The sequence below is a fragment of the Pedobacter psychroterrae genome, assembly GCF_004331695.1.
GTDB lineage: Bacteria > Bacteroidota > Bacteroidia > Sphingobacteriales > Sphingobacteriaceae > Pedobacter > Pedobacter psychroterrae.
On record NZ_SJSL01000001.1, the window covers coordinates 106,858 to 130,435 of the forward strand.

At 41.5% G+C, this 23,578-nt stretch carries 22 protein-coding genes; 10 read left to right on the forward strand and 12 right to left on the reverse strand.

The annotated features are described in order from the left end of the window. Positions 1-161: 161 nt before the first annotated feature. The 4 genes from EZ437_RS00465 to EZ437_RS00480 are packed head-to-tail and all read right to left on the reverse strand — an operon-like array spanning position 162 to position 4,507. Complete coding sequence (locus EZ437_RS00465; protein WP_131592087.1) at positions 162-2,030, reverse strand: ATP-binding protein; 1,869 nt, start codon at positions 2,028-2,030, stop codon at positions 162-164. 12 nt (positions 2,031-2,042) lie between these two features. Next, the gene (locus EZ437_RS00470) at positions 2,043-2,540 is read right to left on the reverse strand and encodes a GDYXXLXY domain-containing protein (RefSeq protein WP_131592090.1); all 498 of its coding nucleotides are present in this window, start codon (positions 2,538-2,540) and stop codon (positions 2,043-2,045) included. Then, positions 2,527-3,549 (reverse strand): DUF4401 domain-containing protein, encoded by a 1,023-nt coding sequence (locus EZ437_RS00475; RefSeq protein ID WP_131592092.1) that lies wholly within the window; start codon positions 3,547-3,549, stop codon positions 2,527-2,529. The genes EZ437_RS00470 and EZ437_RS00475 overlap by 14 nt, the downstream gene beginning before the upstream one ends. After that, positions 3,536-4,507: a DUF2157 domain-containing protein gene (locus EZ437_RS00480; RefSeq protein ID WP_131592094.1), complete on the reverse strand. Its 972-nt coding sequence runs from the start codon at positions 4,505-4,507 to the stop codon at positions 3,536-3,538. Before EZ437_RS00480 ends, EZ437_RS00475 begins: the two co-directional genes overlap by 14 nt. A 47-nt stretch (positions 4,508-4,554) precedes the next feature. On the opposite strand from EZ437_RS00480, the gene EZ437_RS00485 reads away from it, so the two are divergent. From EZ437_RS00485 to EZ437_RS00500, 4 genes are all read left to right on the forward strand, one after another. Beyond that, positions 4,555-5,274, forward strand: coding sequence for a pyridoxine 5'-phosphate synthase (locus EZ437_RS00485; protein ID WP_131592096.1), 720 nt, complete (start codon positions 4,555-4,557; stop codon positions 5,272-5,274). 51 nt (positions 5,275-5,325) lie between these two features. Beyond that, positions 5,326-8,202 (forward strand): aminomethyl-transferring glycine dehydrogenase, encoded by a 2,877-nt coding sequence (gcvP, locus tag EZ437_RS00490; RefSeq protein WP_131592098.1) that lies wholly within the window; start codon positions 5,326-5,328, stop codon positions 8,200-8,202. 85 nt (positions 8,203-8,287) lie between these two features. Further along, positions 8,288-8,881 carry a YceI family protein gene (locus tag EZ437_RS00495; RefSeq protein ID WP_131592100.1) on the forward strand — a complete coding sequence of 198 codons (594 nt, stop codon included), beginning with the start codon at positions 8,288-8,290 and terminating at the stop codon, positions 8,879-8,881. A 127-nt stretch (positions 8,882-9,008) separates the two neighbouring features. Then, entirely contained in the window at positions 9,009-9,410 is a 402-nt protein-coding gene (locus EZ437_RS00500; RefSeq protein ID WP_131592102.1) for a response regulator, read from the forward strand. On the opposite strand, the gene EZ437_RS00505 is transcribed toward EZ437_RS00500, so the two are convergent. Then, positions 9,400-10,173, reverse strand: a complete 774-nt coding sequence (locus EZ437_RS00505; RefSeq protein ID WP_131592104.1) for an MBL fold metallo-hydrolase — start codon at positions 10,171-10,173, stop codon at positions 9,400-9,402. The genes EZ437_RS00500 and EZ437_RS00505 overlap by 11 nt on opposite strands. A 73-nt stretch (positions 10,174-10,246) precedes the next feature. Between EZ437_RS00505 and recJ the strand changes: the two genes are divergently transcribed. Genes recJ through EZ437_RS00530 form a run of 5 tightly spaced genes read left to right on the forward strand, consistent with a single transcriptional unit; the run spans position 10,247 to position 15,530 of the window. Further along, positions 10,247-11,953, forward strand: coding sequence for a single-stranded-DNA-specific exonuclease RecJ (gene recJ / locus EZ437_RS00510; protein ID WP_131592106.1), 1,707 nt, complete (start codon positions 10,247-10,249; stop codon positions 11,951-11,953). A 6-nt stretch (positions 11,954-11,959) separates the two neighbouring features. Continuing rightward, on the forward strand, positions 11,960-12,694 hold the full coding sequence (lptB, locus tag EZ437_RS00515) for an LPS export ABC transporter ATP-binding protein (RefSeq protein ID WP_131592108.1): 735 nt from the start codon (positions 11,960-11,962) through the stop codon (positions 12,692-12,694). A gap of 9 nt (positions 12,695-12,703) precedes the next feature. Beyond that, positions 12,704-14,224: a GH3 auxin-responsive promoter family protein gene (locus EZ437_RS00520; RefSeq protein WP_131592110.1), complete on the forward strand. Its 1,521-nt coding sequence runs from the start codon at positions 12,704-12,706 to the stop codon at positions 14,222-14,224. 57 nt (positions 14,225-14,281) lie between these two features. Beyond that, positions 14,282-14,710 (forward strand): CBS domain-containing protein, encoded by a 429-nt coding sequence (locus EZ437_RS00525; protein WP_131592112.1) that lies wholly within the window; start codon positions 14,282-14,284, stop codon positions 14,708-14,710. Between the two features lie 31 nt (positions 14,711-14,741). Further along, positions 14,742-15,530 (forward strand): glycosyltransferase, encoded by a 789-nt coding sequence (locus EZ437_RS00530; RefSeq protein WP_131592114.1) that lies wholly within the window; start codon positions 14,742-14,744, stop codon positions 15,528-15,530. A 5-nt stretch (positions 15,531-15,535) separates the two neighbouring features. Here EZ437_RS00530 and EZ437_RS00535 read toward each other — a convergent pair whose 3' ends face one another. Then, positions 15,536-16,132, reverse strand: coding sequence for a class I SAM-dependent methyltransferase (locus tag EZ437_RS00535; protein ID WP_131592116.1), 597 nt, complete (start codon positions 16,130-16,132; stop codon positions 15,536-15,538). 45 nt (positions 16,133-16,177) lie between these two features. Between EZ437_RS00535 and EZ437_RS00540 the strand changes: the two genes are divergently transcribed. Then, the gene (locus EZ437_RS00540; RefSeq protein WP_131592118.1) at positions 16,178-16,555 is read left to right on the forward strand and encodes a hypothetical protein; all 378 of its coding nucleotides are present in this window, start codon (positions 16,178-16,180) and stop codon (positions 16,553-16,555) included. A 1-nt stretch (position 16,556) separates the two neighbouring features. Here EZ437_RS00540 and EZ437_RS00545 read toward each other — a convergent pair whose 3' ends face one another. From EZ437_RS00545 to EZ437_RS00570, 6 genes are all read right to left on the reverse strand, one after another. Continuing rightward, complete coding sequence (locus EZ437_RS00545) at positions 16,557-18,596, reverse strand: tetratricopeptide repeat protein (RefSeq protein ID WP_131592120.1); 2,040 nt, start codon at positions 18,594-18,596, stop codon at positions 16,557-16,559. Then, positions 18,580-18,945: a DUF2304 domain-containing protein gene (locus EZ437_RS00550; RefSeq protein ID WP_131592122.1), complete on the reverse strand. Its 366-nt coding sequence runs from the start codon at positions 18,943-18,945 to the stop codon at positions 18,580-18,582. Before EZ437_RS00550 ends, EZ437_RS00545 begins: the two co-directional genes overlap by 17 nt. 6 nt (positions 18,946-18,951) lie before the next feature. Further along, positions 18,952-19,638, reverse strand: coding sequence for a glycosyltransferase family 2 protein (locus EZ437_RS00555; RefSeq protein WP_205942620.1), 687 nt, complete (start codon positions 19,636-19,638; stop codon positions 18,952-18,954). Positions 19,639-19,744: 106 nt separating this feature from the next. Further along, positions 19,745-21,085, reverse strand: a complete 1,341-nt coding sequence (locus EZ437_RS00560) for a DUF2231 domain-containing protein (protein WP_205942621.1) — start codon at positions 21,083-21,085, stop codon at positions 19,745-19,747. A 6-nt stretch (positions 21,086-21,091) separates the two neighbouring features. Beyond that, complete coding sequence (locus tag EZ437_RS00565) at positions 21,092-22,117, reverse strand: NHL repeat-containing protein (RefSeq protein ID WP_131592128.1); 1,026 nt, start codon at positions 22,115-22,117, stop codon at positions 21,092-21,094. A gap of 7 nt (positions 22,118-22,124) precedes the next feature. Next, positions 22,125-23,576, reverse strand: a complete 1,452-nt coding sequence (locus EZ437_RS00570) for a DUF1501 domain-containing protein (RefSeq protein ID WP_131592130.1) — start codon at positions 23,574-23,576, stop codon at positions 22,125-22,127. Positions 23,577-23,578 lie beyond the last annotated feature (2 nt).

The window sequence follows — 23,578 nt, forward strand, 5'->3', positions numbered from 1 at the left end:
CAACGCCAAAATAGTCAACGGTACAGTTTGTATTCAAACTACCGTTTTAAACATGGCTGAATGATGTTGAATGTGCGCTAAAGTCATTCCACGTCTCAAATGAAGATTCCGGTAAAAGTTTTGATGTGTAAACTAGCAATAGTTGCCACGGCCCAGCTAATTCAAACCATCCTCTTGAAAGTCACAATAAACTCTGTACCTAAACCTTCCTCACTCACAATTTCCAGCACAGCATTGTTCTCGTCGGCAAACTTCTTGACCAGCAAGAGGCCGATTCCTATCCCTTTTTCATTATTGGTTCCATAAGAAGAAATTTCCTGCCCTGCAATATTGAACAGTTGTTGCTGTTTGTCTAGAGGAATACCTACTCCATTGTCTTTGATATGCATGATTACCTGTACCGCTGACACCTCATAAAAGATGTCTATCAATCCGTTCTCAGGCGTAAACTTAATGGCATTGCCTATCAGGTTCTGAAAAATAATACGGATGTGGTCCGGATCGGCAGTAATCATTGCATTATCAGGAACAGTGTGCTGAATGGTTATTTTCTTTTCAAGGGCCAGCAGGTTAAGCAGGCTTAACAACTGCTCTATTACTAGCGGAAGATCTACTGTTACCAGCTTTGCCTTTATACCTTTTTTCTGTCCGTTCACCCACAGCAAAAGATTGTCCAGCATCGCGGAGGTAGCTGTCAGTTTCTCAAAAAACCTGTCCATGATCAGCTCGATTTCCTCTTTACTCAGGTCATTGCCCCTGATAAGCTCCAATGTCTGAAGAATAGAAGCAAAGGGGCTTCGCAAATCATGCCCTATTACAGAAAACAACTGGTCCTTTGTATGGTTTAAAGTAGCCAGTTTGTTGTTTAGTTTATTTTTAGCGAGATTATTGCGGTATACAATCAGGCTGATTACCGCTAAAAAAACCACGATCATGCTGATGATGAGGATGGTTAGATAATTTAACCTGATCCTTTGCTGATCAAGCTGGCTACGTTTTATCAGTTCCCTGTTTTCGCTTTGCTGCTGCTTCAGGTGCAGACCATTAATCTCATTCTCCTTACCCTCATTGAAGAGACTATCGCTATATATTTTGTCCTGTTTAAGATATGTATAAGCTGTATTATAGTCGCCAACAGCAAAATAACTTTGATGAAGAATTTCCAGACTACGTTCAATGTCCCATTTGGCTGCAACTTTCTTGCCCAGCTTCAAGCCCTTTTCACCATTGATAATGGCCTTTTTATAATCGCCCAGTTGATAATAAGTATTGGCTAATCCGGTATAAGCAAAACTATTTTCCCAATCATCCTGATAGGCCTTATTACCAATTACTTCTTTATAATACTGAATGGCTTTTTGGTAATCCTTTTTTCCATGGTAGATCAGTCCCAGCCTGTTGGTAGCAAGGGAAATCAGGTTATGTTTATTGATCTGCCGGCAGATCTGCAGCCCCTTGTTCAATGCCGGGATTGCCTTGTCAGGCTGCTTCAGTTCATCATAACAGATACCTATATTTATAAAGTTGGCCGCCAGTCTGTCCTGATCTTTCAGTACTTTATTTATGGCAGCAGCAGCCTGAAATTTCTCAAGCGCGGGTTGTATATTATCCTGCGCAAGATAAATCAGGCCAATTCCGTTCAATGCATTAGACTTGCCAGCATCGTCTTTATGTTTATCGCTGATTTCATAGGACTGCTGACTTGCATTGAGCGAAAGATCATAGGCGCCTTTTACATAATAAGACCTGGAGATGTTGGCAAGGGCTTTAGACTGACCTTCGGTAAATCCAATTGCTACAGCCATGTTAAAAGCCTTTTTGCCATAAAATAGTGCCTTATCCGGAGCACTTTGAAAGTAGCTGAAGGCTATGGCATTCAATAGGCTAACGTTAGCAGTATCGGCCCTGTTTTTATCAGCCGCCTGCAGCCTGTTCCATTTCTCTAATAAATCCGGGAGCTGATTTGATTGTGAAAATGCAGAAAAAGAAAATAATAGCAGATAAAGTAATAATAGCGCCCTTGGTAACATATGCCCATAAAGCTATAAAATTAACCGGAAATTCTCACCATATAGTCCCGTCAGGATGCTATTTCCTTCCGAATCAATCATTAATCCTCCATATTTTGCTTGCTCATATTTCTTACCAGTCCCCTCTTCAAAGAAATAAGATTCGGCACCAAGATTTACGGGCAGAAATCGGCTGCCTTTAGAAAAATATTTAATGGGTTGCTCACCTGCTTTTAGCGGCAGCATTTTATCCTGATAGCGAACAAATCGAGCTACTTTGTTGCTATCTAATTTGACAATGCAATAGCCTCTTTTAGCAAGCTTAGATTTATCTCCTGGCCTAAAAGCAATAGCATAATTAAGCCGCATATAGTCGCCCTGCATCAATGACCGCGGGTCTACAGGAGCAAGTTCGAGCAAAACCAATTGACCACTATTCAGCGTTTTTTCTTTTGCCGCGATAGACCAGTTGATGTAACCCAACAGCAGTACCAGATTGACCAATATGACAATACCCTTAACCTTGTTCATAACGTTTTAATGTCTTTTTGAGAATTAACCAGGCAGCAAGGAACATGATCCCGGTACCAAACATAATCATTGACTTGACCAGCAGCGTGTAATGGAGGTTGTAATAAAACTGCCCGGTAAAATAAATCAGCGCAATAACCCCCAATATCAATCCCAATCTGCGACCTGTATGAAAGCTGATCAGTAAGATCAACAATGCACCACATATTGCAGGAGAAAAAACTGCCATTAACATGATCAGTAAAGACCCCGAATAAATTAATAAACGGTTATTTTTTTCTTCAATTTCCAGATACCTGATCACCTTGTTTAAAAAGAACAAATAGATACCTATGATGGCAGCAGATGAAATCCATTCATACCGTAAGTGTTTACCCATTAAACTGTCAATAGCAATGTAAGTGAGTAAAGCCAGGAAAGAGCAAAGCAATGCATTGAGCCAGGAATTGTATACACTATTGATTTTCGGACCAGAGGCCAGCAATTTCGCTTCATAAAGATTAAACAGGGAATAAGTTAATGCTATAGCTGCTACCAGCGCATGAACGAGGTAGTAAGCATTGTTGATATTTATAAATGCAAAAAGTGCCGCGGCAACAATCAGCACAGATATGAAATTGAGCATATAGCTTGTTGTGAAGCGCACCACCATCAATGCAATTGTCAGCAAGATCAGGGTAGTGAGGTTGTCATTTCCAAAAGCTTTATTAATCCCATACCCCACCATCACGCAAGCGGCAATATATCCTACCATGCATATGGTATCTACCACGGTACTATCGGCCTTCTTATCAGTATATATAGCCACCCCCAGGGTAACCAGACCTATAATAATCGACGCTGCTGATGAGTTGGTAAAAAAACTGAAAATGAAGCCGACAGTAAACAAACTGCCGAACAGGGCACCTGCAATTGCAAGCAGTTTAATGCCCATTCCCTGGTAAGCCCTGGCTTCCTTTTCTAGTGCCACCTCCATTTCCCGGAGATTGTTATCGTCAATTATCTCCATACCACGATTTATTTAGTTTAGCCAGCTCCCTTACCAAAACAGTAATGCAAGCCACAATCACGAGACCAATTAATAGAAGAACAAATTCATTATTAACTTTGAGTATTTCCCATACCAAACCCACCAGGATAATAAGGACACTCAATGAAATAAGGCAGAGCAAGTAAATTGACTTGTGTCGTAGTGCATAGCCAACTCCTGCGGAATAAATAATAAAACATACTGCCAACGCGATGAACCACACTGGCGGATATCTACCGAAAATGCCTGAAACAAGACTTGTAGTGAGGCAGGAGACAGCCATTATAACCACTATTTTATCAAACCATCCTGGAACTGATGTTATATAGTTTTTTGAAGCTAGGTATTTAACAAGTATGACAGCAGCCAGGTTTACCATCGATAAAATCAGATAAGTTGTTACGGCTGTCCAGTCGGGGCCGATCTGGCTGACATATAGCGAAAACGTAATATTGATCAGTGCCAATAGCAATAACCATAAAGGCGCAAATTCAGATACTACAGCCCAGAGAAATATAAACACTGTCCAACCAAGGAAGAAGTCATAGGCATCTGCACCGGTTTGGTAAATCTGTCCGAATACGGAAAATAACAAACCTACGAGCATAGATGTACCTGTAAGGATGATATTTTTAACGAGCAGATTTGGCTTTACAAGGAATACAGCGGCTATGCCTGTCAGGATCAAAAACTGTACGATGCCAAGTTTCACAAACTTGTGTAGTTCATCCCAGTTGTATGCAAAAAAGAAAATAGCGCCGGCCACGAGAAAAGCAGTACCCATGCTTAAGAGCACCGCATCGATAAATTTAGCCCACGCCGATTTATCAGCATAAATACCTTCGTCCTTAAATAAGGTCTTGATCTCGGTAGCAGAGAGGCCTTTGTACCGGCTGATGATCTGTATAACGTTTCGTGTAAGACGGCGTTCCTTCATATCCCTGATTCCAACATAGTGGAAAGTTATTAATAACTTTGTAAAATATGACTAAACTTTCTGTAAATATCAACAAAATTGCCACATTGCGTAATAGCCGCGGGGGCAACAATCCGGATCTGGTAAAAGTAGCCCTTGATTGTGAACGTTTTGGTGCTGAGGGTATCACTGTACATCCCAGACCTGACGAAAGGCACATCCGTTACCAGGATGTATTTGACCTTAAAGCGGTGATCGCTACGGAATTTAACATAGAAGGAAACTGCAGGGAGCAGAAGTTTGTGGACCTGGTACTGGCCAACAAGCCTGCACAGGTAACCCTGGTACCCGACACGGATGGGCAGATCACTTCCAATCATGGCTGGGATACCATCAAACACAAAGATTACCTGCAGGAAATGGTTTCGCTGTTTCAGAAAGCAGGGATACGTGTATCAATATTTGTTGATCCTGTGGTAGAAATGGTGGCAGCAGCCGCATTGACAGGCACAGATAGAATCGAACTGTATACCGAGGCCTATGCACACAATTACTACGACAACCGGGAAAAGGCGGTGCTTCCCTATGTCGCCGCAGCACATAAAGCGCATGAAGCAGGCCTGGGCATCAATGCCGGACATGACCTGGACCTGCATAACCTTAAATATTTTGCGGAAAGTATTCCCGGGCTGCTTGAAGTAAGCATCGGACATGCGCTGATCAGCGATGCGCTTTACCTTGGCCTTGAAAATACGGTGCAATTGTATTTGAAGCAACTGAAACATTAACTCCTTGCAGGATTTTTATTACCTTTGCACTACTTATTATTCAAAGAATTCATGAGCTTAAACATTCATTACCAGGAAGATTTTAAAGATCGCCATATTGCGCCCAATACAGATGACACCAATGCCATGCTACACACACTTGGCCTTGATTCTGTAGAAGAACTGATCTCGCAGACAGTTCCGGATGCAATCAGGCTAAAACAGCCTTTAAACTTGCCCAAAGCTAAATCTGAAAAAGATTATCTGAGCAGCCTCAAACAAACTGCTTCATTAAACAAGGTTTTTAAGTCCTATATCGGTCAGGGTTATTATGACACCGTGACCCCCGGAGTGATCTTACGTAATGTAATGGAAAATCCGGGATGGTATACCCAATATACGCCATACCAGGCGGAGATTGCACAAGGCCGTTTGCAAGCTTTACTTAACTTTCAGACATTGGTGATAGACCTTACAGGTATGGAGATTGCCAATGCATCTTTACTTGATGAAGGTACGGCTGCTGCAGAAGCCATGTTTATGCAATACAGCTTGCGCAAAAACCAGCAGGCAAAGAAATTCTTTGTATCAGAACTGCTGTTCCCGCAAACAATTGACATCCTTAAAACACGTGCCAATCCTTATGGCATTGAGCTGGTGATCGGCGATCACCTCACTTTCGGCCTGCATGATGAGTTTTTTGGTGCGATGGTACAATATCCTGCCGGTAACGGGGGTATTTATGATTATACTGCCTTTGCTCAGCAAGCACATGAAAAAAATGTAAAAGTAACCGTTGTAGCAGATCTTTTGAGCCTGACATTGTTAACTCCTCCGGGAGAATGGGGTGCGGATATCGTAGTGGGTACTACACAGCGTTTTGGTGTACCAATGGGATTTGGCGGGCCGCATGCTGCCTACTTTGCTACTAAAGATGAATATAAACGTTCTATTCCCGGTCGTATTATTGGGGTAACGATAGATAGCAACAACAACTACGCCCTGCGCATGGCATTACAGACAAGAGAGCAGCACATCCGCAGGGATAAGGCTACTTCAAACATCTGTACTGCACAGGCACTGCTGGCCATTATGGCTGGTTTTTATGCAGTGTACCATGGCCCTAAGGGACTAAAGCTGATAGCTGAACGTACACATGGCCTGGCTATTAAACTCGCTAAATCATTGGAAAAAATTGGTTACAAATTATTAAACAATGCTTATTTCGATACGATACAGTTAGAACTGGGTGATCTGGTTGATTCTATTCACAAAGAGTGTGTAGATAACGAGATCAACCTTAATTATAAAGGCAATATCGTTACCATTGCACTGGACGAGACAACTTCTCTGGATGACATTAAACTATTGGTAAAGATCTTCTCCAAAGTAAAAGCCATCGCTGCTGATGCCGCGGAGATTTTTGATGGAACCGTGGCCACTGTTGTACCTGTTATTTTACAACGTACTTCGGCTTATTTAACGCACCCGGTATTTAATACGCACCATTCTGAACATGAAATGCTGCGTTATATCAAATCACTGGAGGCCAAAGACCTTTCTCTTTGCCACTCAATGATCGCACTGGGGTCATGTACCATGAAGCTGAATGCTACTACAGAAATGATCCCTGTTACCTGGCCTGAATTTGGCAGGATACATCCTTTTGCCCCGGCTGATCAGGTAGCAGGATATTATACCGTATTTAATGAACTGGACAGATGGCTGAGCGAGATCACTGGCTTTGCTGCAATGAGCTTACAGCCAAACGCAGGCGCACAGGGTGAATATGCAGGTCTGATGGTAATCAGGGCATACCACCAGGACCGTGGTGATGAGCACAGAAATATTGCTTTGATCCCTTCTTCTGCACATGGTACCAATCCGGCTTCTGCGGCTATGGCGGGCATGAAGATCATCGTGGTAAAATCATTGGAAAACGGAAATATTGACGTAGATGACTTAAAAGCCAAAGCTGAAGAGCATGCTGCCAATCTTTCCTGCCTGATGGTGACTTATCCTTCTACGCACGGCGTATTTGAAGAGAGTATCATAGACATCTGCAATATCATTCATGAAAACGGCGGACAGGTGTACATGGATGGTGCGAACATGAATGCTCAGGTGGGTTTAACAAGTCCGGCCAACATCGGCGCTGACGTGTGTCACCTGAACTTACATAAAACATTTTGTATCCCTCACGGTGGTGGCGGACCAGGCATGGGACCAATTGGCGTTGCCAAACATCTTGTTCCATATCTTCCGGGACATGCGGTAGTAGATATTGACAAAGGTAAATCGATCCACGCAGTATCTTCTGCACCATGGGGTTCAGCATCTATATTGGTGATCTCCCACGCTTATATAGCGATGATGGGTGGAGAAGGGCTGACAGAGGCCACTAAATATGCGATCCTGAATGCCAACTACATGAAGGCCCGTCTGGAGCAGCATTATCCTGTACTATACTCAGGATCTCAAGGCCGTTGCGCGCATGAGATGATCCTGGACTGCAGGGCATTTAAAAACTTCGGCATTGAAGTGGTAGATATCGCCAAGCGATTGATGGACTATGGTTTTCATGCACCTACTGTTTCATTTCCCGTAGCAGGAACACTAATGGTTGAACCTACAGAGAGCGAACCAAAGCATGAGCTTGACCGCTTCTGCGATGCGTTAATCGCGATCAGGAAAGAGATCTCGGCAGTAGAAGATGGAGTATCTGATAAAACAGACAATCCATTAAAAAATGCACCTCATACTGCGACAGTGGTAACAGGAGATGAATGGTCACATGCTTACAGCAGACAAACTGCGGCCTTCCCGCTTCCATATGTGGCGGCTTATAAATTCTGGCCATCAGTCGGACGTGTAAATGATTCATTTGGTGACAGATCGCTGGTATGTGCCTGCCCTCCTATTGAGAGCTATGAAGAAAGCTTTGCATAATTATTGCGTAACAAAAATCATATCATAGATCAAGTGTATATATGGCATCAAAGTTTAAATTTGCGTATTACTAAAACAGAAAAAAATGAAGTTAAAAATCACATCGTTCGCATTGCTACTTGTAGTAGTAATTTCTACAGCTTTTATCGTCCCTGTAAGAAAACCGGTTTCCTATAAGGTAGACGTAGAAAAATCATCGTTAACCTGGTCAGGAAAAAAACTTACAGGCGGACATAATGGTACCATTGGCCTTCAATCAGGCGAGTTATTAGCAGACGGAAAGAAATTGACAGGCGGGAATTTTGTCATTAACATGACTACAATTAAAGATGCTGACAAGAGTGACCGACTTGAGGGACATTTAAAAGCGGATGATTTTTTTGGCGTAGATAAATTCGCTACTTCAAACTTTGTAGTTAAAAAAGTTGCTGCTGCAGGTGCCAATAAGGTGACCATTACAGGTGACCTTACCATCAAAGGCGTAACTAATTCTATTACTTTCCCTGCCACCGTAGCTTGGAACGCTGATGGCAGCATTGCTGCTACTGCTGATAAGATAATTGTAGACAGGACAAAATTTGGCATTAAATTCAGATCTAAAGGCATGTTTCCGGATATAGGAGATAAGATGATCTATGATGAATTTGAACTTGCGGTTAAGCTTGTCGCAAAGAAATAATCTTAACTGATTTACATTAAGGCTATTATGAAAATAATGGCCTTTTTTTTATAAAATGATAATTATGCGTTTAAACATTTGTTTTATTTGCATAACTTAGTATATATTATTTCTGTTTCCCAAATTTATGACGGACCTTAAAATCAACCTGCTGATTATTGATGATGACGATATTAATATCTTCATTATTAGGAAAATTGTCGAAAAAACTGGATTCAAGGTCAATATGACCTCAAAAAGCAATGGTCAGTTAGCAGCAGATTATTTAGCCGAAATTGCAGACGAACAAGACTTATTTCCGCATCTGATACTGATTGACATTAATATGCCTGTACTAAATGGCTGGGAATTTTTAGAAGCATACGACAGATTGGGCATTGCCCATAAAGTAGATATGTACATGCTCTCTTCCTCAGTCTATGAAAACGACATAGAAAAAGCAAAAACATATAAAACCATCAAAGGCTTTATATCAAAGCCACTTTCAATAGAACGGCTTTCTGAATTATTAAAAGGGATCAGGCTTTAGCGGCAATCTTAAACTGTCCGTCTGATAAGGTAACGTAGCCTGTTGTAATGCTTTTTCCATGATAGAACAAACAGTTCCAATTTTCCTGCGCTGCTTTGATACCAAACTCATTCCTTAGTTCCATGGCCTTTCTGCCATCAAAATCATATTTAGCGATGAATTTTTTGATCAGTTCTTCCGGTTCAGGCAATACATCACCACCAAAAAATACCTTATCTGTACCATCGTCTAATAAAAAGACCTGGTGAAAGGGTGTATGGGCACCAGTTAGCTCAAAGCTGATCTCTTCTGTGAGCTTACCGGAGCCTTCTATAAACTGTAGCTGGGCATTGCGCTGCAGAAAATCAAATATCTCCGTTTTATAAGACGAAGAAGGATTGGTAAAGGCACTCTCCCATTCGCCTTGCTGTATCACGTAAGTAGCATGCGGGAAGCTTAGTTCCATCTTTCCGTTGCGATCATGCACCATACCGCCCGAATGGTCAAAATGTAAGTGCGACATCAAAACCAGTTTCACATCTTCAGGATCAAATCCTGCATTTCTAATGTTGTTGTGCAGGATCAGTTCGCCATTGGCATCACTATAACCAAGACCAGTATCAATCAGGATCAGCTGATTCTTTAACTTGATCAAAAAGGGTTGTACATGAATAAATAAGGATGCAGGGCGATCTTTGGGATTATCCGTATCTCTATTAAACGGTATGAATTTTTTTGTAGCGTCTACTGAATACGATCCTTCAAATAAAGTGAAAACTTGCAATGGCGTAGTTATTTAAGAAAAAATAAATTAAATGATATATTTACGATATCATTGCAAAGATAATAAATACTGGATGAAAAGACGATGGGTGCAGGCCCCGGGAGGCAATTTAGAAACAGCAGATTCGCTTGCACAACAATTAAATATAGACAAAAGCCTGGCCCAGGTACTTGTTCAAAGAGGTATTTCCACATTTGATGAAGCACGTGTTTATTTCAGGCCACAAATGTCTAAACTGCATGATCCCTTCCTCATGAAGGATATGGATATCGCGGTATCAAGAATAGATGATGCATTTGCGATGGGGGAAAAAATATTGATCTATGGTGATTATGATGTTGATGGCACTACTGCTGTGGCACTGACATATGGATTTTTCAGTAAATTTACCCAGCATATCGATTACTATATTCCAGACAGGCATAAAGAGGGTTACGGAATTTCTGTTCAGGGAATAGACTATGCAAGCCAAAATGGTTTCAGTCTGATCATCGCCCTCGATTGCGGAATCAAATCTGTAGAGAGAATAGCCTATGCAAATAGTTTGAATATTGATTTTATTATATGTGATCATCATTTGCCCGGTGATGAACTACCGGCTGCCGTTGCAGTATTAGATCCAAAAAGAGCGGATTGCCCCTATCCTTTCAAGGAACTGGCAGGCTGCGGCATAGGCTTTAAGCTGGCCCAGGCTTATAGCATACGACACTCTTTAGATCCTGGGGGGTACGAACAGTATATAGACCTGGTTATGGTGAGCATCGCTGCAGACATTGTTCCGGTTGAAGATGAAAACAGGATACTGGCGTACCATGGACTGATCAGGCTTAATCAGGAACCCTGCAAAGGATTAAAGGCACTGATGGACATTGCAGGTAAAAACAAGGATTTTACACTGACTGATGTGGTATTTGTACTGGCTCCCAGGATCAATGCTGCAGGAAGAATGGATCATGCCAATGAGGCGGTAAAAATGCTGATCTGCAGGGATGATGCAATGGCCAGGGAACAAAGTTTGCTGATCAATCTGCAAAATACAGCGCGTAAAACATCAGATCAAAATATGACCGAGGAAGCCCTTGCTTTGATTGACGAATGTGAGATCCTGATCAATAAAAAAACTACCGTTGTATACCATGAAAGCTGGAATAAAGGAGTAATCGGCATTGTGGCCTCGAGACTAATAGAACGGTATTACCGCCCTACAGTGGTATTGACTACTTCAAATGGCCTGTTAACAGGTTCTGCAAGATCCGTTTCGGGGTTTGACCTGTATGAGGCCCTGCTGGGCTGTGAAGATCTGCTGGAGCAATTTGGGGGACATAAATTTGCAGCCGGGTTAACCATCAAGCCGGAAAACATCCAATCTTTTACCGACAGGTTTGAAGAGATCGTTGCTTCGACCATTACAGAGGACATGCTTTGTCCGGAGATAAAAATAGATGCGGAGCTGGACTTTAATCAGATTGACGGCAAATTTCAGCGCATCATTGCCCGGATGGCGCCCTTCGGACCAAGTAATACAGCACCGGTATTTATAACACACAATGTATTTTTATCGGGCAAGCCGCATGTTGTTGGCATAAAACATTTAAAATTGACTATAAAACAACAAAATTCCATTATTTTTGATAGCATTGGATTTGGCCTGGCAGAATATGAAAACCTTTTGCAACCAAACCAACCTTTTTCTGTTTGTTATACAATAGAAGAAAACATATGGAAAGACCAACGGCGTTTGCAATTAAATATAAAAGGAATTAAACCAGAATATTCGTAACCATACATGATATTAAGAGCAGAAAATCTGATAAAAAAATACAAGCAGCGCACTGTTGTAAATGATGTTTCGTTTTCGGTAGGACAAGGAGAGATTGTTGGGCTACTCGGCCCTAACGGTGCGGGTAAAACCACCAGCTTTTATATGATAGTTGGGCTGATAAAACCTAATCAAGGTACTATTTTTTTAGATGATGAGAATATCACATCCGACCCTATGTACCGAAGGGCGCAAAAAGGGATTGGTTATCTGGCACAGGAAGCTTCTGTCTTCAGAAAATTGTCTGTTGAGGACAACATCATGGCTATACTTGAAATGACGAAAATGAAGAAGGAGGAGCGCCATGAAAAACTGGAAGAACTGATCAGCGAATTTAGTTTGCATAAAGTTCGCAAGAACCGGGGAGACCTGCTTTCGGGAGGTGAACGCAGGCGTACAGAAATAGCAAGGGCATTGGCTGCAAGCCCAAATTTCATCTTACTGGACGAACCATTTGCAGGCGTTGACCCCATCGCCGTTGAAGAAATCCAGACCATTGTAGCTAAACTAAAGCAAAAAAACATTGGCATCCTGATTACTGACCACAATGTTCAGGAGACCCTATCCATCACCGACAGGGCTTATCTCTTGTTTGAAGGTAAAATCCTGGAGTCAGGAACACCTGAAGTCCTGGCAGCAAACGAGATGGTACGGCGGGTATATCTTGGTTCAAACTTCGTACTTCGCAGCAAAAACTTATAATACCTAAGTATGGCAATTGTAAATTCAATTTTTACCTGGTACATGAAAAAGCGGGTTCATCAAATCGAGCTCTTCATGAAATATCCACATGACGTACAGGAAGAATGGTTTCAAAAACTAATTTCCTCAGCAGAAGATACCGAATGGGGTGAAAAATATGATTACCGCTCGATAGAAACTCCAAAGCAATTTAAAGAAAGGGTGCCGATTCAGAACTATGATACGCTGAAACCATACATTGAACGGATGCTTAAAGGTGAACAAAATATTTTATGGCCATCAGAGATCAAGTGGTTTGCTAAATCATCCGGCACTACCAGCGACAGGAGTAAGTTTATCCCGGTTTCTGAAGAATCTTTGCAGGAATGTCATTTTAAAGGAGGTAAAGACCTGCTGTCGATATTCTGCAATAACAGGCCAGAAAATCAGATACTTACCGGAAAAGGCCTTGTATTGGGCGGGAGCCATCAGATCAATCAGCTTAATGAAGATTCTTTTTATGGTGACCTGTCGGCTGTATTGATAAAAAACTTGCCAATGTGGGCTGAATACTACCGCACGCCAAACATTTCCATTGCATTAATGGATAACTATGAGGAAAAGATGGAAAAAATGGCTGAGGCTACCATCAAGGAGAATGTAACCAATATAGCCGGGGTACCTACATGGACAATTGTACTGGCAAAAAAAGTATTAGAAATTACCGGCAAACAAAATTTACTTGAAGTATGGCCCAACCTTGAATTATATATTCATGGTGCAGTAAATTTCAAACCTTACAGAGAGCAGTTTAAAGAATTAATTCCTTGTAATGACATGTATTACCTGGAAACCTATAACGCTTCTGAGGGTTTTTTTGGCATTCAGGATGAGGTAAATGCTGATGAAATGCTTTTAATGCTGGATTATGGCATATACTATGAATTTTTGCCCATCGAATATATAGAAGATGAAAATCCAGTTACCTATTCGCTTGATCAGGTTGAGCTAAATAAAAATTACGCCATCATTATCTCCACCAATGGGGGCTTATGGCGTTATATGATCGGGGATACCATTCAGTTTACCAGCCTCTCCCCATACCGCATCAGGATCACCGGCAGAACTAAACATTTCATCAATGCATTTGGTGAAGAAGTGATCATAGACAATGCAGAGCAGGCAATTTGCAAGGCCTGCAATGTAACGAATGCAGTTTTCAAAGATTATACTGCATGTCCGATCTATTTTAAAGGAGAAGAAGTAGGCGGGCATGAATGGATCATTGAGTTTGACCAGCAGCCAAATGATTTTGAGAAGTTCATAGATGTACTTGATCAGACTTTAAGAGAAGTAAATTCTGATTATGACGCCAAGCGGTTTAAGGACATGGCACTGCGCCGCCCCAAGGTACACAATGCCCCAAACAATACATTTTACAACTGGCTGAAGTCCAAAGGTAAGCTCGGCGGGCAGCATAAAGTTCCCAGACTAGCCAATGACAGGAAGTATGTAGAGGAAATATTACCCCTGTTAAAAATGCATGCGTAGATTTTTGGTGAATTAAGTTTTTTTAGTTAAGTTTAAATAGGTAATTCTTAACAGCTTATGAAGAAGGTACAACAAATCCTGAACACCAAACCGGCCCAGGTCATTTCAGTTTCGCAAAATACATCTGTTTTGGAAGCGCTGCAGCTGATGATGGAGAAAAACATAAGTGCACTTCTGATCATTGATGATCAGAAATTACTCGGAATCTTTACAGAAAGGGATTATGCAAGAAAAATAATCTTACATGGCAAATCTTCTGCAGATACAGAAGTGAAAGATGTAATGACAGCAGATCCGATTACGGTATTGCCAGATGATAGTATTGAACTCTGCATGCAGATCATGACCGACAAACACATCAGACACTTACCGGTAATGCAAAGCGATGTGGTTTTGGGTATGGTATCCATAGGAGATGTGGTAAAATTTATCATAGCCGACCAGAAACAAACAATCTCGCAATTGGAAAGCTATATAAGCAGTTAAAGGTTATATTTGCAGGTAAATGCAATGACCAATGCCTGATCATACTTTCGTAATTCCTGCGTATAAAATTTCTCCCTATCTGGAAAGCTGTATACAAAGCCTGCTCGATCAGACGGTAAAAAGTGCAATTGTGCTAACTACTTCTACACCGTCCGCCTTTTTAGAAGACCTGGCAAAGAAATACAGTTTAAACTATTTTATCAATCCCGAATTAGGAAGTATATCCGGGGACTGGAATTTTGCATTATCCAAAGCCGGCACAAAACTGGCTACCATAGCCCATCAGGACGATATTTATGACCCTCAGTATGCAGAAAGTGTAATTAAAGGTATAAGTAAGGGTAAAGACGTATTGATTGCTTTTACCAGCTATACTGACCTTGTAGCCGGGAAAATACGGGGGTTTTCATTGAATACATTTGTTAAAAGTGCACTGCTATGGCCATTCTTCTTCTCCAGGCGTTTGAAAAGCAGGCTTGCTAAGAAATCCATATTGTTATTTGGGGATCCCATTGCCTGCCCTGCGGTGACCTTTAACCTTGAGGCGCTAAATAATGACTTTGCTTTTTCAAAAGACTATTCCTGCGCGCTCGACTGGTATGCCTGGCTGGAACTAAGCAAACGTAAAGGCTCATTCCTCTATATAAACAGGAAACTTGTGCAGCACAGGATACATCCTGATTCAGAAACAACCAATCAGCTTAGCCTCGGCATAAGGCAAAAAGAGGAACTTCAAATATTTGAACAAATGTGGGGAAAAGGTATGGCCAAAATTATCTCCAGATTATATGCCGCAGGATATAAGGACAATGAACTTTAATTATATTATTTCACTGCAACACTTACAAATTCATTATACTGAAAAAGCTTGCCTGCAAACCTGGGGAAAGGGAAGCTAAATTGTTTGTGAGTGGTCAGATTCAACTGTTGAAATACATCCCTGACCGCATTAAAATCCGTAAACTCAACATGTGTGTCATCGGTTTTATATCCATACTCCTGCGGAGTGATTACAATAACCTTTCCGCCCTTTTTTAGCAGGGGAAGATAAGCGTCAAATAAATTCACAAACTCTGGTCTGGTCATATGCTCGGCTACATGGGCCAGCAATATCGAATCAAATCTTTCGGGAACATTTAATGATGACTTTAGAAATTCATCAACAGTATAAGCCTCCAGCCCTCTCTGCCTGCATACTTCTACTGACATTTCATTATGGTCTACACCTACACCATTGCCATTCAGGTGCAGCAAATTCCTACCTATACCACAACCCACATCCAATACAAATCCGGGTTTCAAACTTAAAATATTCCATTTATACGGGAGTTGAACATTCAGCAACTTTTTCCACCAGGCAGATTGTCTGTAGATCAGGCCTTCGGTATAACTTTTATCGCTCGTACTATGATACTCTTTCATATATTTGACATGTTTTCATAAGCTAACCGCTCTTTAAAGGATTATATGGTATTAGGTATTTTTTGGCTTCTTGCTTTTTGCATTACTAACACGCTATCAATTGTCTTATTGGGCGACCGGTCGCTCATTTCGGGCAATTTACTAAATGCAGACAACATTCTTCGTCTGATACTAAACTGGAAATTTATTTTAGCTATGTTTTTTGCGGTAGCAACAAGGATCAGTTTCATTATGCTCAACAATTCATTGCTAAAAATCCCAAGGCTTGCAGAGGCATCAACGTCCGTAGCTACATTTGCTACCTTATTGTCCCTTGTTTTCATTCTTGTAGCCAATTACTATTTTCTAAATGAACGGCTTAACATGCAACAGGCGGTAGGTGCATTCATTGTGCTTGTTGGTGTAACGATTATGGTCAAATAGACTACTGATATGACTTTGTCAATGCCCATTTTAAATTTCCCTTTGCAAGTGCATGGTCAGGATCTATCTCCAGTGCTTTTTTAGCCGCTGCGGCCCCATCTTCCCATCGTTTTAACTGGTTATACGCTGCGGCAATGTTACTATATGCATCTGCATAATCGGGTTTTAATTCAATGGCTTGTCTGCATGCCTGGATACATTTTTCATACATCCCTACTTTATAAAATGCAAGGCTTAAATTTAGCAGGTCTTCAGGGCTGTTTTTTGACTTGGTATTTGGTTTGTTAACAAGTGGCTTTTTACGTTTAGCTGCTGCTAAAAACTCAATCGCAGCAGGATCGTTCGGCAGTAATGTCAATGTTTGTTCCGCTGTTTGCTGGAGCTCCGTCCACAGACCCAAATTATTGTAGATTTCCATCAGTACAGTCAGGTTCATGAAAGACTGAGGATTAAGTGACAATGCCCTTTCCGCCAAGGGTCTGGCTTCTTCATTCTTGTTATTTTCCTTCAAATAACGTGCGTAAAACATATAGGAATCGAACGCATTAGGTGCAAAAAAAATAGCCTTTTTGAAATTATCCTCAGCCTCTTTATGATGACCTGTAGCGCCTTTGGCAATACCAATATTTATATACAGGTAACTGTAGGTGGGCAACATAGGCAATGCCCTCTCATAATAATTCAGGGCTGTTTCAAAATTTCCCTTCCCCATTTGAGACAGGCCATAGTTCATCAGACCTCTTCCATTGAGCGGGCTTTTGATGGTCACGTCGTACCAAAGTGTCTCTTCATCTCTCCATACCTTGTTCCGCTCATGAACTCCATAGGCGTTTAAGCCCAAAATGATCAAAACAGATCCTGCAATGATGATACGAAATGGCTGACTGGCCATTATTCTCTTTTCCTGCCTGATCAACCTTAAGCCGATAAAAGTTACCACACTTAGTGCCAGTCCGATGAAAGGGAAAAACATCCGGTGATCATTCATAACTTCTGCAAAAGGGGCTACGGAGGTTGGTAATAATGCCGCTGCAAACCAAATCAGTCCAAAGGCAATTGGCTTAGTCTCTTTTTTAGCCGAGGTTTTGAATATCGTAATCACCAGTAGCACTACAAATACCACACCTGCCACAATCCTTCTGTCAAAAGCGTTTGTAATAACAGTCCAGTCTGTATCCGCACTTAGGCTCACAGGGAAAAAGAAAGAGATAAAATAATGTAGCCAGACATAACACTGAGTAAGCCAGTAATAGCCCGCCGGATTGGAAATACCCGGAATGGCTTCAATTTTAGAGAGTGTATAGAACTGTACCGCAGCCACTACGATAAAAACCGGTAAAAGGGCTAAAACAACGTTCAATACTGTTTTAAAGTTTCTTGCCTTGAACAGTTCAGCAACAGAAAGCTGTTTTTCAAACAGCAGGATATAAAAGAACAGGACAATAATCAGTACCAATACTGTTTCCTTGGCAAAAACACCGATTACAGCAAGGATCACATAGAGATACCATTTCCTGCGATCAGGATACAAAACATAGACTGCAAAGGCGGCAGTTATAAAAAATGTTGATAGCACATCTGATCGCGATATCACATAATTTATGGTCTCTGCATTGGCTGTATGAAGTAAAAACCAGGCTACGGCAAACAGGGAAATATATGGAATCCAGCTATGCTGAAAAGAGATCTCCAGTAATTTTTTATATAGGAAATACATGATCAGGCCGAGGAAAATAAACCACAGGAAGGTAGACAAATGAAAATAAAAGAGGATCATCTGTCCACCACCCAACCAGTAATCTATTGCCAGGGTGGCAGTAACCAGCGGTCTAAGGCCATGATGATCAGGGTCTACGCTAAACATCTTTGGATCAGAAAAGAACTGCGGTATGTTTGCTATATTTCTGATATAGACATTGTTGACAATGGTATGAAAATCATCGAAATGGAATTCATTTTCAAAATGATTGGCATATGCAGCTATTAAAACTACCAGCAGGACAACTGCCAGCTTAAAGATATTTTTATTTGGTTTTGTCATGGGTTTCTTCGCTTCCTTGTTCAAGTTTTTCTTTCATTAGTGCCAGTTCCTGGGTAATTTTCGTTACATGGCGTTGTAGTTTCGAATTTACGACAGATAAGTGCAGCAGGTATATAAGAATGATAAATATAAAGCCTGTAAACACCAGGTTTGCAGGCACATGGATCCCAAATAATTTAGACATTACATCCAGGCCCTCAGCCCAAAAGGAAAAAACAAGCATTGCCAGCGTACAAATCAGCCATACAATCGCATATTCTTCCCTTAACCTTCCTTTGACAATCAGTCTGGAAATATAAAGTAGAAAAAGGACATTAATGATGATGGTGATGATTTGGATTCTGGTCATAATGGTTTATTGTGGTTTTCGAATAAACGAGAATAACATGCTTATTGTTACTTTAATACAATAATAGATGGAAGAGCTATTACTTATGGAAGAGGTGCCACCCAGCCGGTGACTCATCAAAACAGGAACTTCCTTAATCTTAAGACCAGCTTTTGAAAAGATGATCAAAGACTCAGGTTCCGGATAATCATCGGGATAATATGCTGCCGCAATGTCAATGGCTTTTTTGCCCAACAGTCTAAATCCTGATGTACTATCATAAATATTATTGCCAGTGAGCACCTGATTTAACCTGTAGAAGTAGCGGATTCCCATTCTTCTCATAAATGATGATTGAAATCCTTCCTTACTCAAAAACCTTGATCCGATCACAACGTCAGTACCATCTTCATGTCCCTGCAGCAGTTTTATGATCTCTGCAGGCGGGTGCTGTCCGTCACCGTCAAGCTGTATGGCTACATCAAAGTCATTCTCTTTAGCGTATTTGAGTCCTGACTGTACCGCACCGCCGATGCCGAGGTTATTTACCAGGTCTAATAGCTTTACTTGATGTTTTCTGGCAACTGCAACGGTATTGTCTTTGGAGCAGTCATTAATTACCAGCAGGGTCAATGCGTATTTTTCAGGCAATGCCAGGGCACACAGCTCGTTTAGCAATAATGGCAAAGCGGATTCCTCATTATAACAGGGCATTACTATTAAGACCTTTATTGACATAAAATTCAAGACTCGCTTTTTACAACCGTTTCAAAACGACAAATTTAGCAGAACAGTTGGAATAATTATAGTATGCTTAAAATTAAATCCCGCCTATGATTTTTAAATCCCCATTGGCGGCTGACAAAACTTTGATCTCTGCCTGATTAGCTTTTGTCTTCCATAAAGTAAGTTCCTTCAAATTTTTCAATTGGGATAAGTGCTTCAGGCCGGCCCCCGTAATATCAGTGGAATTAAGATGGAGCGTTCTGAGGTTGCCAAACTTTGCAATAATCTTTAAATCTTCATCTTTCACGGGCAGGTTATTTAAATTTAAGGATACGATTTGCTTTTTGACAGGATCAAGTTCTTCCAGTTGCTTAGCATTATAAATACTTTTGTTATACAAGTTCACTACCAGTGCAGGAGAATTTTTGGCCAGTGAGGTAATCACTCTGTAGTCATTGTTCAGCTTTGCTATTGCGGCATCATCTGCCGCAGCGAAATCAAATTTTTCTTCAGCGGCTTTTTCCGGTCCCAATAGTGCCGTTGCCAGCATCCTTAATGAGTCATTTTGTGGCAAATCGACAACTTTCTTTTTAAGTTCAGCATTCCCCTTTATCCAGAGCCGTAAAATAGTCGTCTCTTCACTCGTCAGCTGTGTCTTGTTTTTAGGCGGCATGTGCTTTTTATCTTCCACAGGCAGATGGACACGTTCAAGAAGCAGGCTGATTTCCGGTTTGCCTGCTACAAATAATTTTCCTGTTTTACCTCCTTTAAGCAGAGAACGGGCATTGTCCATTATTAAACTTCCTTTAGCTTTGTCCAGGTTATGGCAACCCAGGCATTTTTCGGAAAAAATTGGCATCACCACATCTTCAAATACAATGGCCTGATCTACCGGTACCTGCTTTGCGGAAGTTACAGGCTCCAGCACATAGTTGTCACCGTGTGTTAAAGTTGCACCGTAATGCCCCGCCACAATTAAACAAAATGTCGTCATTACCGCTCCTGCTTTTGCCAAAGGTGCTTTGTACCAGGTCTTATTTCGCGACCAGTAAATTGCTGAAGAAACAAATACAACGGTCACACCTGTCCATTTATGCCACCAGAGCGCATCACCAGCATACCCCTCTTCTTTGGAAAGGAACAAACCCATTACAACTGTAACCGCACTCAGTAAAACTCCTGTCAACAGCAATCCTGTAGTAAAGCGCTGATAAAGCTTCTCGCCATTATAGACTTGTTTGAACCGAAAGAACTCCAGCAGCATCGCCAGCATCAGCAATACAATAGGAAAATGCAATATCATTGGATGCATTCTCCCTAGCGGTTGCAGCCAAATCGGCACGGAGATTTTATCTCCAAATAACAGCAAAAAGACAATAAATATATTGAGGGCAAATAGTATATTTTCCGCTAAACCTCTGACAGCAAACCTCATAATGACTTATACGCGGGTAAATTTATAAGGATAAACTTTTCCGGATGCCCATTGTGCTACATACAGGTTTTCGTCATCATCTACGCATACATCATGGGGGTTGGCCAATATTTTTTCCAGCTGTGCCATCGGCTCTAATACACCATTGGTATACACTGGTGCGCTACCACCTATATTTGAGACAACTTTATTGTTTTTGTCTAAAATCGTAACAAAACCAGAACCTGCATTGTCCAGAACTGGCGAGCGCAACACAGCCGCGTATAAATAGTTTTTATGTATCACCGGACGGCAAACGCAAGCTCCCGGCAACTGGATAATCTCTTTGAGATTGCCCTTCATATCAAATTTTTTAAAGCAATTGCGGGTACGGTCAGTCACCAGCAATGTTGGTGTTCCTTTGCGTTTGTCAATGCAAACCCCATGCGCATTGTCCAAATTCTTTGTCTCTGTTCCCCTTCCTCCAAAATAGCTCAATAGCTTGCCTTCAGCATTATAATGCAACACATATTGCGCACCATAACCATCTGCAATAAAGAAATCTCCATTATCCGCTACGGCTACCTCAGTCGGAACAAACTCTTCAATTTTTTTATAAAGTCCGGTTTCCATGGGACAATTAATAGTCATTAATATCTTTCCGTCAAGGCTTGTTTTAAACACTTGATGCCTGTTGGTATCTGTAATAAAGAGATAATCATTTTTACCGTCTTTAGTCAGGGTCAATCCATGCGCACCCGGAAATTCATGTCCCCATGATTCAAGCAACTTGCCCGATTTATTGTAGATCAACACATTATTCTTAGTTTCGTTAGTAAGCAGGATTATTCTTCCTTTTGAATCCTGCACCATTTCATGACAATCATTTACAGGATTGACCTCCGGATTTAACTGGCCCCATTTATCATCCATAGAATAGCGCATGTTTCCATGCCCGTAAACTGGTCCCTTTGGTTTTGCCAGGAGATCTTTGCTGATAAAAAAACTGGCCGATACAACTACAGTGTGTTTGATAAAATCTTTTCTCTTCATGAAATGCTTACGTTATAATGTCTTTGATTACTTTACCTGCCACATCAGTTAGTCTGTAACGGCGGCCTAAGTGTTTATAAATTAATTTTTCGTGGTTCAGGCCCAATTGGTTCAATACGGTGGCATGAAAGTCGTTTACGTGAACAGGGTCCTTGACTATGTTATAGCCAAATTCATCTGTTTCTCCATACACCATTCCCGGTTTCACACCGCCGCCAGCCATCCATATGCTAAAGCATCGGGGATGATGATCGCGACCATAATTATCTTTTGTAAGGGTACCCTGACTATAATTTGTCCTTCCAAATTCCCCTCCCCAGATTACCAGTGTCTCATCCAGCAGCCCCCTTTGCTTTAGGTCTGTAATCAGGGCAGCCGATGCTTTATCCACATCTTCTGCCTGCCACTTAATATCTCTGGGCAGATTACCATGCTGGTCCCAGCCCTGATGATAGAGCTGCACAAAACGCACTCCATTTTCACTTAGCTTACGTGCCAGCAGGCAGTTGGCAGCAAAAGTACCGGGTGTGCGACAATCCTGACCATACATTTCAATAATCTCTTCCGGTTCTTTAGAGATATCTGTCACCTCCGGTACGGCGGTTTGCATGCGGTATGCCATTTCATATTGCTGCACTTTAGCAGTAATCTCCGGATCGTTAAATTCCTGGTAAGACAGTTCATTCATCTCAGCCAGTTTATCGAGCATTTTCCTTCTTTCAAATCTGTTCAGACCGGCAGGGTCCTTCAGATATAATACCGGGTCTTCACCACTGCTAAACTGAACACCCTGATGTCTGGAGTCAAGGAATCCATTCGTCCAAAGTTTGGAATATACTCCCTGACCGTCACCTCTCCCACGAGACAACAATACCGTAAAGGCAGGCAGGTTTTTATTCTCACTACCCAGCCCATAACTGAGCCAGGCCCCCATACTTGGCCTGTTACCCTGCTGTGCACCTGTTTGAAAAAAAGTAAGTGCCGGATCATGGTTGATGGCCTCTGTATGCATCGATTTAATGATGCAAATGTCGTCTACCACTTTAGCGGTATGTGGAAAGATATCACTGATCCATGCCCTGGAATCACCATACTGTTTAAAATCGTAAATCGAACCAACTAATGGGAAGGAAGCCTGGCCAGATGTCATTCCTGTGAGGCGCTGTCCGGCTCTAATAGATGCCGGTAGCTCCTGTCCCATCATTTCTCTAAGCTTAGGCTTATAATCAAACAATTCCAGTTGCGATGGCGCACCATTCTGAAACAGGTAAATCACACGTTTAGCTTTTGGTGCAAAATCTGGAACTCCCGGCGCAAACGGTGCATCCTCTGTACCACCGGTAAAGAGATCGGGGATCATTAGCGAGCCAAGGGCAACACTTCCCAATCCCAAACTCAGCCGTGAAAGAAAACGTCTTCTGTTAAAGTTAAGCCCGTGTTCTAAAATATTCTTTTCCATAC

Bases quoted from the DNA above. Each gene is read 5' to 3' on its own strand.
- EZ437_RS00465 (WP_131592087.1), bottom strand. From the start codon at position 2,030: ATGTTACCAAGGGCGCTATTATTACTTTATCTGCTATTATTTTCTTTT.
- EZ437_RS00560 (WP_205942621.1), bottom strand. From the start codon at position 21,085: ATGAGGTTTGCTGTCAGAGGTTTAGCGGAAAATATACTATTTGCCCTC.
- EZ437_RS00470 (WP_131592090.1), bottom strand. From the start codon at position 2,540: ATGAACAAGGTTAAGGGTATTGTCATATTGGTCAATCTGGTACTGCTG.
- EZ437_RS00495 (WP_131592100.1), top strand. From the start codon at position 8,288: ATGAAGTTAAAAATCACATCGTTCGCATTGCTACTTGTAGTAGTAATT.
- gcvP (WP_131592098.1), top strand. From the start codon at position 5,326: ATGAGCTTAAACATTCATTACCAGGAAGATTTTAAAGATCGCCATATT.
- EZ437_RS00485 (WP_131592096.1), top strand. From the start codon at position 4,555: ATGACTAAACTTTCTGTAAATATCAACAAAATTGCCACATTGCGTAAT.
- EZ437_RS00480 (WP_131592094.1), bottom strand. From the start codon at position 4,507: ATGAAGGAACGCCGTCTTACACGAAACGTTATACAGATCATCAGCCGG.
- EZ437_RS00520 (WP_131592110.1), top strand. From the start codon at position 12,704: ATGGCAATTGTAAATTCAATTTTTACCTGGTACATGAAAAAGCGGGTT.
- EZ437_RS00475 (WP_131592092.1), bottom strand. From the start codon at position 3,549: ATGGAGATAATTGACGATAACAATCTCCGGGAAATGGAGGTGGCACTA.
- EZ437_RS00550 (WP_131592122.1), bottom strand. From the start codon at position 18,945: ATGACCAGAATCCAAATCATCACCATCATCATTAATGTCCTTTTTCTA.
- EZ437_RS00570 (WP_131592130.1), bottom strand. From the start codon at position 23,576: ATGGAAAAGAATATTTTAGAACACGGGCTTAACTTTAACAGAAGACGT.
- EZ437_RS00545 (WP_131592120.1), bottom strand. From the start codon at position 18,596: ATGACAAAACCAAATAAAAATATCTTTAAGCTGGCAGTTGTCCTGCTG.
- recJ (WP_131592106.1), top strand. From the start codon at position 10,247: ATGAAAAGACGATGGGTGCAGGCCCCGGGAGGCAATTTAGAAACAGCA.
- EZ437_RS00555 (WP_205942620.1), bottom strand. From the start codon at position 19,638: ATGCCCTGTTATAATGAGGAATCCGCTTTGCCATTATTGCTAAACGAG.
- EZ437_RS00525 (WP_131592112.1), top strand. From the start codon at position 14,282: ATGAAGAAGGTACAACAAATCCTGAACACCAAACCGGCCCAGGTCATT.
- EZ437_RS00565 (WP_131592128.1), bottom strand. From the start codon at position 22,117: ATGAAGAGAAAAGATTTTATCAAACACACTGTAGTTGTATCGGCCAGT.
- EZ437_RS00540 (WP_131592118.1), top strand. From the start codon at position 16,178: ATGGTATTAGGTATTTTTTGGCTTCTTGCTTTTTGCATTACTAACACG.
- EZ437_RS00535 (WP_131592116.1), bottom strand. From the start codon at position 16,132: ATGAAAGAGTATCATAGTACGAGCGATAAAAGTTATACCGAAGGCCTG.
- EZ437_RS00500 (WP_131592102.1), top strand. From the start codon at position 9,009: ATGACGGACCTTAAAATCAACCTGCTGATTATTGATGATGACGATATT.
- EZ437_RS00530 (WP_131592114.1), top strand. From the start codon at position 14,742: ATGCCTGATCATACTTTCGTAATTCCTGCGTATAAAATTTCTCCCTAT.
- lptB (WP_131592108.1), top strand. From the start codon at position 11,960: ATGATATTAAGAGCAGAAAATCTGATAAAAAAATACAAGCAGCGCACT.